The sequence below is a fragment of the Paenibacillus sp. oral taxon 786 str. D14 genome, assembly GCF_000159955.1.
Classification (GTDB): domain Bacteria; phylum Bacillota; class Bacilli; order Paenibacillales; family Paenibacillaceae; genus Fontibacillus; species Fontibacillus phoenicis.
Map to the genome: position 1 here is coordinate 290,429 of NZ_GG695971.1, position 10,297 is coordinate 300,725.

Below are 10,297 nucleotides of genomic sequence, written 5' to 3' on the forward strand. Positions count from 1 at the left end.
CCTTTTTCATCATATATAAAAGGAAGATTCTGGGTTAGTTTAGCTGACCGGCCTGCTTGGCATAGGCGTCCCATAAGCCCCACAGATACATGATGCCAAGCGCTCGGTCGTACAGGCCGTATCCCGGACGGCATTCTTCGCCCCAGATGTGGCGGCCATGGTCGGGACGGGCATACCCCGTGAAACCGGTGTCATAATACGCTTTCACAATACCGGCGATATCGACGGTGCCGTCTTGAGTCCGGTGTGACGTTTCCATGAAATCGCCGTTATCAAACACGCGCACATTGCGGATATGGGCAAACGGAATCCGGTCATGGAATTCATGGATCATTGCGATGATATCATTGTCCGGATTCGCCCCCAGCGAGCCGCTGCACAACGTGATTCCGTTGGATGGACTATCAACGAGCTTCAGGAAGCGGCGCAGATTGTCCTGATTTGTGATGATGCGCGGCAGCCCAAAGATCGACCACGGCGGATCGTCCGGATGAATGGCCATTTTGATTCCGTGCTGCTCGGCCACCGGAACGATTTCCTTCAGGAAATACTCCAGGTTGCGCCACAGATCTTCTTCCGTAACACCCCGATACGCCTCAAACAGGGAGGTTAGATGCTCCAGCCGCTCCGGTTCCCAACCGGGCATCGTCAGCGCGCTGTTCTGGTTGATCACCTTCACCAGCTCAAACGGATCGATATTGTGGATGCGGGCTTTCTCATAAAATAACGCTGTCGAACCATCCGCCCCCGCTTTATGTAAATCCGTCCGCAGCCAGTCAAAGATCGGCATGAAATTGTAGCAGATCACCTTAACGCCGACTTTGGCGACTTTCTCAATCGTACGCTTGTAGTTTTCGATATACTGGTCGCGCGATGGCAGACCCAGCTTGATATCCTCATGCACGTTGACGCTTTCCACCACATCGAGGTGAAACCCATAGCGGTCAGCTTGCCGCTTCACCTCTTCGATTTTGTCCATCGGCCATTCTTCTCCGGCAGGCACGTCATGCAGCGACCATACGAGACCCTCGACTCCGGGGATTTGCTTGATCTGATCCAGCGTGACCGTGTCATTGCCTTCGCCGAACCAACGAAATGTCATACGCATACTTTACCTTCACCGCCTATCTGGTTATTTGGGGGAGAGCTGGATGTTAGCTTTGCTTAAAATAGTCCGGATACCGCTCCTGCAACACCGGTAAATTGGAGATGCTGAGCTGCAAATGCTCCATCATCAGCCGGTCGGCCCGATGGGCGTCGCGGGCAACAATCGCCTCATACATGTCTTGGTGCTGCTCGTAGAGATTCTCCCAATGCGGATCGGTTGTCAGCCAAAGCACTCGCGTCCGATTGAGGTGGGCGTTCATCTGCTGGATGACGTCCCAGGTACCCAGCTTGCGGCAGCCCGCAAATAGAATGCGGTGGAACTCCTCGTCCAGCGCAAACATCGCGTGATTGTCGTGCCGACGGATGCTGTCCTGCTGACGGGCCAAGTTGTCGGCCAGCTCGGTCAACAACGCTTCCGGGAACTGTTCGCAGGCGAGCCGGATCACGGCACGCTCCAACTGCTCCCGCATAAACCGCGCTTCCTCCACGAGCTCGGGGTCGATTAGCGATACCCGCGTGCCGCGCTGCGGCAGGACCACCACCAGCCCTTCCTGCGCAAGCCGTACGAAGCTCTCCCGCACCGGGGTGCGGCTCACCTGAAAGGCTAACGACATCTCCTTTTCAGACAGTGTAGTCCCCGGAGGCAGCTCCAGCGTGACGATCTGTTCCTTCAGCTTGGCATATACGGCGTTACCCGCCGAACCCGTCTGTGTCAGCCATTTGTCGCTCATCCATTCACCTCCTTTGGGCAGGAGCCCTGCTCTAGCATTTGATCTCGTTCCATCTTGCCTAATGTCCATTCTCTGTCTTGGTGCTCTTCCCAGATCCATTTAACTGCCATACTTGTATGGTAGTATGGAACTTGCTGGTTAGCAAGAGGCAAAATTGATTTACCCGCATATTTTCTACCGTATAAATTTGCAAACTTCAAAAATACAACAATTGCGCGGTTGAGGTAGGAATACCCCTGAATCCCAATTTAATAGGATAGAAGTACCTATCGATGAAAGTGGGTGGTGGAACATCCTTGACGAGCGAAGTTCTTCGATCCTTGCCCTGGTTCAACAGACCCCAGGCTACCTCTCAGTGCAAGAATTGATGGATGTCTTCCATGTCTCCAAGCGGACGATTTACTACGACATGGACAAAATCAATCACTGGCTTCGCCAAGGCGGGCTGGCTCCCGTGCAATATGTACGCGGCCGAGGCTTTTTGCTCCCCGAAGCATCGAGATCCCAGCTTCCGAGCATGGCCCAATCCGTACAGCCGCAACAATACTATCTATCCAGCGGTGAGCGAAAGGCCTTGCTTTGCCTGAGACTCGTCAACCGGAGTACCCCCCTGTTCTTGCATGATATGGAGGCTTTGCTTCAGGTTAGCCGGGGAACCGCCCATGCGGAGCTCAAGCGTCTGAAGAAAGAGCTGGAAGATTATGCGCTAAGCATCCAGTTCGACCGGAAACAGGGCTATTTTATTCAAGGGAATGAGAAAGACATTCGGGCGGTCTTGTCTCGCTTCTTATTCGAGCAGCTGTCGTATGCTGACTGGAATCCTTCGTCTCCTGCCTTTGACGGCCTCATTCACACGGATTTATTCCGGCGCCACTTCCCAGCGTTCCGGGAGGAGGAGCTGGACTCCGTATACCGGATCATCGTCTCCACCGAGCAGCAGATTGGCATGGAATGGACAGATGAGACGATTCTGCATTTGACCCTGCGCATTTGGTTGTCCGCCAACCGCATGAAGCAAGGGCGAACGGTACAGCTGGAGGAAGAAGAGAAGGCGGCCTTACGCGAAACGCTCCAGTTCAAGGCGGCGACGCAAATCGCTGATGAGCTTGGGGAACGGTTTGACCTTCGCGTACCGGAAGACGAGATTGGGTACTTGGCGATTTATTTGCTGGCGGCCAAAGTGAATCGAGTCGAGGTGGAATCCGACACTTGGGAGACGAAGCGACTGCGTGCAGCGACAGAGGAGGTTATTGACCTGTTCGCTAAGAACGGCTGCGTCTATTTTCAGAACCGGGAGGCTTTGGTTAAGCAGCTGTTCCTTCACGTCAAATCGATGTTTTATCGCATCAAATATGGACTCACCATCGATAACCCGCTGACGGACAAAATCCTGGAAGAGTACCGGGAAGTGTACGAGCTGACTCGAAAATCCGCTTCCCCGCTGGAGCGGTTATTCGAGAAGCCGTTAGGCCGTCATGAGATCGCCTATCTGACGATGCATTTTGGGGGCTGGCTCAAAAGGGAGCAAGCGAAAACGGAGCATCGGAAACGAGCTGCTGTCGTTTGTGTAAACGGAGTTTCGGCTTCAAGGCTGCTTAAAAATCAGCTGGAGCAGCTCTTCCCCTCCCTGGATTTAGTGGCAGTGCTGTCCCTGCGAGAATTCGAGAAATTCACGGATCCCGTCGACCTGATCTTCTCTACGGTTCCCTTGTCGGGCTGTCAGGTTCCGGTGTTTATCTTGAACGCGGTAATGAGCGATGCCGAGAAGACGCATCTGCTAAGTCGGGTGAACCCTTATCTGGGGGTGGCTGAGGGCAGCTCTGCCTTTCCTGCGGCGCAGGAAATTGTGGATTTGGTGAGCCAACACGTCGCCATTCCCGATCGAGAGGCGCTGCTAAGGGATATCCAGCGGTATCTGTCATCAACTAAAGTCCAGCCGCCTAAATCGAAGGAGAATAAGCCAACACTTGCTGATCTGTTAAATCCTTCACGCATTACGATACGGGAACAGGCCTTGGGATGGCGTGAAGCAATCCGGCTTGCAGCCCAGCCGTTGCTGCAGGAAGGAACTATAACTGACGGTTACGTACAAGCGATGATCGATTACATCGATCGATACGGGCCCTACATAATTGCCACGCCGGGGGTTGCGATCGCGCATGCCAGGCCCGAGGACGGGGCGGTTCGGGCCTCCATATCCTTGCTAGTCATTCGAGATGGAGTTCCCTTCAGTGATCAGCCGAATCACCTCGTCAATCTGATATTCGTTATGGTTGGCGTCGATGGACAGTTCCACCTAAAGGCACTGACCCAATTGGCGAACCTCTTGATGGAAGAGAGGAACCGTCACGTTCTGGGGAGCACGGACGACAAAGCCGAAATGATGCATTTATTCCAACATTATTCTGATGCTTGACGGATATTTAAGGAGGATTATCGATGCGTTTTCTGGATACAAGTCTGATCTCGCTGGATGTTGAAGCGAAGGACGCGCAGGAGGCGATTCGCGCTGCCGGGCAGTTATTAGTTGAGATCGGGGCGGCTGAGGACAGCTACGTGGAAGCGATGCTGACGGCTTTTCAAGAACAGGGGCCCTATATCGTGGTCGCTCCGCACATTGCAATCCCTCATGCCAAAGCGGAGTCCGGTGTTCATGAAGCCTCGGTTTCCTTCGTCCGGCTGAAGCAGCCCGTGGCCTTTGGACATCCCGAGAATGATCCCGTCGAGCTCGTGTTCGCCCTAGGCTCCTCGTCAAGCTCGGAGCATATCGACCTGTTACGCAGATTAACCACTTTACTCAATGAACCCACGAATATTGAGGCGTTGAAAGCAGCGAGAACCCCTGACGATATCGAGGGATTGATCCAATCCTCAAATATCGAGCAGGGAGAATAACCAACACAGGAGGAATCACCATGAAGATCATCTGCGTTTGCGGTTTAGGACAAGGAACCAGCTTGATTTTACGCATGAATGTGGAAACGGTGCTAAGGGAGATGGGGATCCAGGCTGAGGTGGATCATATGGATGTCTCTTCGGCCTCGAGTATGCCGGCAGATTATATTATTACGAACAATGAGCTGGCTCGAAGCCTGCCTGACCATTCGGCACAAATCATCATCGTCAACAATTACTTTGACTTAGAGGAGATTCGGCAAAACCTGAAAGAAGCTATGTAAAAAGAAGGAGGAAGGGACAATGGATGTTTTATTCTGGATATCCAACAACATCTTTGGGACACCGGCAATTCTTCTTGGCTTCATCGTTTTATTAGGTTTACTGCTGCAAAAGAAATCGACCAGTCAAGTGATCAGCGGCACATTTAAGGCGGTGATTGGGTTCCTCATCATCTCCGCCGGTTCCGGCGTCATCGTTGGGGCATTGAACGTATTCGAGCCCATGTGGAAAGAAGTGTTCGGGCTGGAGTCGGAAAGCCTGTCGAACTTCCTTGGTCAGGAGACCTTTAATGCGCAGTTTGGCGGCTCCGTGACGATGGCGATGCTGCTTGGTTTTCTGATTAACGTGCTGTTGGCTCGGTTCACGAAGTTCAAGTACATTTACTTGACCGGACACATGATGTTCTGGACGTCCACCATTTTTACCGGAATCGTGATTCATACCGCCGGAGATTCGGTTCCACGGTGGGGGCTGATTCTGTTCATCGCGATCATCCTGGGGGTTTACTGGACCTTCCAGCCCGCACTGACTCAGCCATTCATGCGCAAAATTATGGGGAATGACAATATCGCACTGGGGCATACGTCGGCAGCAGCCGGTCTGCTCGGGGCGCTCTTAGGGAAATGGTTAGGGAACAAAGAGAATGATACCGAAAAAATCAAGGTGCCGAAGGGGCTGGAGTTTCTTCGCGATTCTAACGTCATTACGGCGTTGTGCATGGGCTTGTTGTTCTTCGTAGGCGCGGTTGTGCTCATGCTCAAAGGAACGCCGGAAGCGCAGAACTTGGTGGCCCAGTCCGGAGATCAAAACTTCATTATTTATTCGATCGTTCAATCGCTGACCTTTGCAGGCGGGATTGCCATCGTCCTGCTTGGGGTCCGGATGTTTATCGGGGAGCTCGTTCCGGCATTTAACGGGATTGCGACCAAGCTCGTCCCGGGTGCAAAACCGGCGCTCGATTGCCCGGTGGTTTATCCATATGCACCCAATGCGGTGATTCTCGGTTTCCTTGGCGCCTTCGTCGGGGCGTTAATCTGGCTGGTTGTGCTGGGGAACACGGTGGCGTACATTTTCGTCCCAACGATGATCGTGTTGTTCTTCCACGGGGCGACGGCCGGGGTATTCGGGAACTCCACCGGCGGGGTCAGAGGGGCATTGTTGGGTGGTTTCATCACCGCAACGATCGTGGCTTGGGGCCAATTCATCATGGTTCGTTATCTGATTTCCACGACGGTGCCGGACACAGCCATGTGGGCAGCCGATACGGATATGTTCATCCTCGGACCGATCATTCGCTTGCTGTCGCAGCTCCTGTTCTAAGGATGTGATCCATCGGAAGGTTACAAATCAGCTTGGGGGGACGCCGAGATGAGCTTCATACGTACGCTGGACGGGGATATCCCCAAAGATCAGCTAGGGTTTACTTATTCGCATGAACATCTCGTCTGTCGGCCTGCCTACTGGTCGGAGCGCGGGGAAGACGATTTGTTGCTGGATGATCCGGAGAAATCCAAACGTGACGTGTTTGATTTTAAGCGGCATGGCGGGGAGGCGATCGTCGACGCAACGGCGATTGATTACGGCCGAGATGTGCAGGCGGTAGTTGACATCATGAAGGAAACCGGGGTGCGCGTTATTGGGACCGCCGGGTTTAACAAGAGCTTCCTTTGGGATGCCCAGATCAAGGATGAACTGAAGCCGATCATCGGCAATTACGACACGTATTACGAATGGATTGAAGCGAAGAGCATCAACGAATTAGCCGAATTCGTGATTCGCGAGGTTGAGGAAGGCTTAGAAGGTACACCCTTCAAAGCAGGCCAGGTGAAATTCGGGACGGGGTATAACCGGATTACGCCGCTGGAGGAGAAAACGCTGCGGGCGGTTGCCAGGGCCCATCACGAAACCAAGGCCCCGATCCACTCCCATACCGAGGTTGGGACGATGGGCTTGGAACAACTTGAGCTGCTTCGCAGCGAGCGGGTTGATCTTCACTTTATCAGCCTGGGTCACATGGATCGCAATCCAGATCCTTATTATCATGAGCAAATTGCCAAGACCGGGGCTTATCTCTCCTTCGACGGCATCGGCAAGATCAAGTACGGCCCGGAGAGCACCCGAATCGGGCTGATCCTCGAGCTCGTCCGCAAAGGCTACGCCAATCAGATCCTCATCAGCGGAGATACCGCCCGGAAATCGTATTACAAGCATTACGATTATGGGTTGGGACTGGAGTACATTATTGCTAAATGGGTTCCACGGTTTGTGGCCGAAGCGGAACAGGCGGGATTTGACGGGCAGCAGCTGGTGCATCAATTTTTTGTGGAAAATCCGGCGAACTGCTTTAGCTTCAAGCGATGAGGGGGCGTGGTGATTGATCTTTCAATACGAAAATGCCTATGACATTGCGGAAAAAATCAAGCGCATGCCCTGCGCGATCCTGCCGATTGGTGCGGTGGAGGCCCATGGCCCCCACCTGCCGCTTGGCACGGATAACCTGCTGGCCGAGCGGCTGGCGCTCCGGCTGGCCGAACGGACGGAAAGCTTGGTGCTCCCGACGTTACCGTACGGCCAAGTGTGGAGCCTGCAAAACTTCCCTGGCAGCATTAACGTCTCCAACGAGGCGCTGATCCGGATGCTGTACGACATTGGGGAGAGTTTATATCGCCAAGGCTTGCGGATCTATGTCATGCTGAACGGACATCTCGGCAACGCCGTAGCGCTGAAGGAGGCTGCACGCCTGCTTTATAAGGACATTCCCGAGTTGAAGGTCTACTATTTCTTCTATCCGGGAACGAAACAGGTGATTGAGCAGGTGAGGGAAACGCCGGCGTCCCACGCATCCTACTTCCATGCCTGTGAGCTGGAGACCTCCTACATGCTCTATTTGGCGGGAGAGTATGTCGATATGGATAAAGCCGTAACGGATATTCCTCACATTGGGCTGGAAGCGGATTGCACGCCAACGCCCTGGGAGGAATTTACGTCCACCGCGGTTCTCGGCGATGCGAAGCTCGCGACCAAAGAAAAGGGCGAACAGATCATCGAAGCCGCCTTGAATGCGATGGCCGCTATGATTGAAGGGGCTAAGCAACGTTTGCCAAACGGGAAGGAGACGTGATCTATGATGCTGCATGAGTATGTGGAGCAGATCCGTCGCAGCCTCGACCAGATCGAGGAACGGGAAGCAGAGCGCATTAGACAGGCGGCTCGGAAGACGGCGGAAACGATCATGCAGGGAGGCGTGATCCACTTGTTTGGATGCGGACACTCTCACATTCTCACCGAGGAAGTGTTCTATCGCGCGGGAGGACTGGCACCGATTCATCCCATTTTGGTCGAACCGTTGATGCTGCATGAAGGTGCCGTTCGCTCCTCAGAGCTGGAACGGCAGAACGGGCTGGCTGCGTCGTTTATGCACAATCAGGACATTCGTCCGGGAGAGGTGATGATCGTGTTATCGACCTCCGGCAGGAACCCGGTGCCGGTGGATGTCGTCCAAATCGCGAAGGCGAAGGGGGCTTACACGATTGGCATCACCTCGCTCCAGTATTCGCAGAGCCAGCCGTCTCGGCATGTGAGCGGGAAACATTTATATGATGCTGTCGACTTGGTGATTGATAATCATGCGGTGAAGGGAGATGCGGTGCTGACCTATCCGGGAGTGCCGGTACCGTTCGCACCGACGTCAACGGTGATCGGAGCTGTTATTCTGAACGGTATCTTTGCCGAGGCGATCGTGATGATGACCGATCAGGGTTATGAGCCTCCTGTATTCTTAAGTGGAAATATCGACGGGGCGGATGAGCGAAACAGGCAATTGATCGCTCGATACCGCGATCGGATCTCTTTATTGTCCTAATTGAACCGCACAGTGAAGGTTGGCATGATCCGGCCTTGGCTGTGCGGATTTTTGTCGTGATGGATTGATTTGGATAAATAGAAGCGCGAAATGCACATGGAAATGTACTGGGGACCGTGTTACCTTAACGTTGAAATCACGATAAGACCAGCTGTACTCGAGAAGGAGGCGAAGGAATGAAGGAGCATCAAGGGGCTTACTACACAGGAACGTACCGGAACCTGCTGGCTGAATACGGTTACGGGGAAGAGGCGATTCAGCGCCGATTGGATGAGACATGGAAGCAGTTATTTGAAGGAGACGAAGAGGCGCGTATTTATTACCCTTCCGGCGAAGATATGGGCTATATGCTGGATACCGGCAACCTGGACGTACGAACGGAGGGGATGTCCTACGGGATGATGATGGCCGTTCAATACGACCGCCAGGATGTGTTCGATCGGATCTGGAAATGGACAGTAACCTATATGTATATGACCGAAGGGGATAACGCCGGGTACTTCGCCTGGTCCTGTGCACCGGACGGCAAGCGTCTATCCAATGGGCCGGCGCCGGATGGCGAGGAGTATTTTGCGCTGGCGCTGCTGTTTGCGTCCCATCGCTGGGGCGATCGGGAAGCGCCGTTCAATTACGGCACCCAGGCTCGGGATTTACTGCGCACCTGCCTCCACAAGGGGGAGGACGGAACAGGTTATCCGATGTGGAATCCGGACAACAAGCTGATCAAGTTTGTTCCAAACTGTGAGTTTTCTGATCCTTCCTATCATCTTCCTCATTTCTATGAGCTGTTTGCGCTGTGGGCCTACCCGGAGGATCGAGCGTTCTGGAAGGAAGCGGCTGAGGCGAGTCGGCAATATCTGCACCTGGCTTGCCACCCGGTTACCGGCCTTGCTCCGGAATATGCATATTATGATGGAACACCAAATAACGAACGGGGGTACGGCCACTTCTTCAGCGATGCGTATCGAGTCGCGGCGAATCTTGGCCTCGATTGGGAATGGTTTGCCGCCGATCCTTGGCAACGGGAGGCGGTGGGCAAGATTCAGGCGTTTTTCGCTGATAAAGAGCCGGAGGACTACCGCCGCTACACGATCTCGGGCGAGCCATTTGAGGAACCGGCTTTGCATCCGGTTGGGTTGCTGGCAACCAACGCGATGGCCTCACTGGCGGCCGACGGCCCCCAAGCTAAGGCCTGCGTTGATTTGTTCTGGAACACTCCCGTCCGCACCGGAAAGCGCCGCTACTACGACAACTGCCTCTATTTGTTTGCGCTGTTGGCGTTGAGCGGGAACTACCGGATATGGATGCCGAGGGGTGAGGCGTAAGGCTGAATCGGGAGCGGCGGCTGGAAGGGTTGAGGGCCGTTGATCTAACGGACTCAAGTGCTCTTAGTTCCGTTGATTCGTGGGGAATCGAGTTC

At 53.9% G+C, this 10,297-nt stretch carries 10 protein-coding genes; 8 read left to right on the forward strand and 2 right to left on the reverse strand.

Annotated features, from left to right (window positions below):
- Nucleotides 1-34 precede the first annotated feature (34 nt).
- Nucleotides 35-1,108, reverse strand: a complete 1,074-nt coding sequence (uxuA, locus tag POTG_RS04340; RefSeq protein ID WP_009223587.1) for a mannonate dehydratase — start codon at nucleotides 1,106-1,108, stop codon at nucleotides 35-37.
- A gap of 46 nt (nucleotides 1,109-1,154) precedes the next feature.
- A complete protein-coding gene (locus tag POTG_RS04345; protein WP_009223588.1) occupies nucleotides 1,155-1,838 on the reverse strand; it encodes a GntR family transcriptional regulator in 684 nt (227 codons plus the stop codon).
- A 316-nt stretch (nucleotides 1,839-2,154) separates the two neighbouring features.
- On the opposite strand from POTG_RS04345, the gene POTG_RS04355 reads away from it, so the two are divergent.
- The 8 genes from POTG_RS04355 (at nucleotide 2,155) to POTG_RS04390 (ending at nucleotide 10,202) form a co-directional block, all read left to right on the forward strand.
- Complete coding sequence (locus POTG_RS04355; protein WP_036644164.1) at nucleotides 2,155-4,254, forward strand: BglG family transcription antiterminator; 2,100 nt, start codon at nucleotides 2,155-2,157, stop codon at nucleotides 4,252-4,254.
- 23 nt (nucleotides 4,255-4,277) lie between these two features.
- Nucleotides 4,278-4,733, forward strand: a complete 456-nt coding sequence (locus POTG_RS04360) for a PTS sugar transporter subunit IIA (RefSeq protein ID WP_009223590.1) — start codon at nucleotides 4,278-4,280, stop codon at nucleotides 4,731-4,733.
- A 20-nt stretch (nucleotides 4,734-4,753) separates the two neighbouring features.
- Nucleotides 4,754-5,017: a PTS sugar transporter subunit IIB gene (locus POTG_RS04365; RefSeq protein WP_009223591.1), complete on the forward strand. Its 264-nt coding sequence runs from the start codon at nucleotides 4,754-4,756 to the stop codon at nucleotides 5,015-5,017.
- Between the two features lie 19 nt (nucleotides 5,018-5,036).
- Nucleotides 5,037-6,335 carry a PTS ascorbate transporter subunit IIC gene (locus POTG_RS04370; protein ID WP_009223592.1) on the forward strand — a complete coding sequence of 433 codons (1,299 nt, stop codon included), beginning with the start codon at nucleotides 5,037-5,039 and terminating at the stop codon, nucleotides 6,333-6,335.
- Nucleotides 6,336-6,383: 48 nt separating this feature from the next.
- Nucleotides 6,384-7,376: a phosphotriesterase family protein gene (locus POTG_RS04375; protein WP_009223593.1), complete on the forward strand. Its 993-nt coding sequence runs from the start codon at nucleotides 6,384-6,386 to the stop codon at nucleotides 7,374-7,376.
- Nucleotides 7,377-7,389: 13 nt separating this feature from the next.
- Nucleotides 7,390-8,136, forward strand: coding sequence for a creatininase family protein (locus tag POTG_RS04380; RefSeq protein ID WP_009223594.1), 747 nt, complete (start codon nucleotides 7,390-7,392; stop codon nucleotides 8,134-8,136).
- A 6-nt stretch (nucleotides 8,137-8,142) separates the two neighbouring features.
- Nucleotides 8,143-8,877: an SIS domain-containing protein gene (locus POTG_RS04385; protein WP_028540326.1), complete on the forward strand. Its 735-nt coding sequence runs from the start codon at nucleotides 8,143-8,145 to the stop codon at nucleotides 8,875-8,877.
- A 176-nt stretch (nucleotides 8,878-9,053) separates the two neighbouring features.
- Complete coding sequence (locus POTG_RS04390; protein ID WP_009223596.1) at nucleotides 9,054-10,202, forward strand: glycosyl hydrolase family 8; 1,149 nt, start codon at nucleotides 9,054-9,056, stop codon at nucleotides 10,200-10,202.
- Nucleotides 10,203-10,297 lie beyond the last annotated feature (95 nt).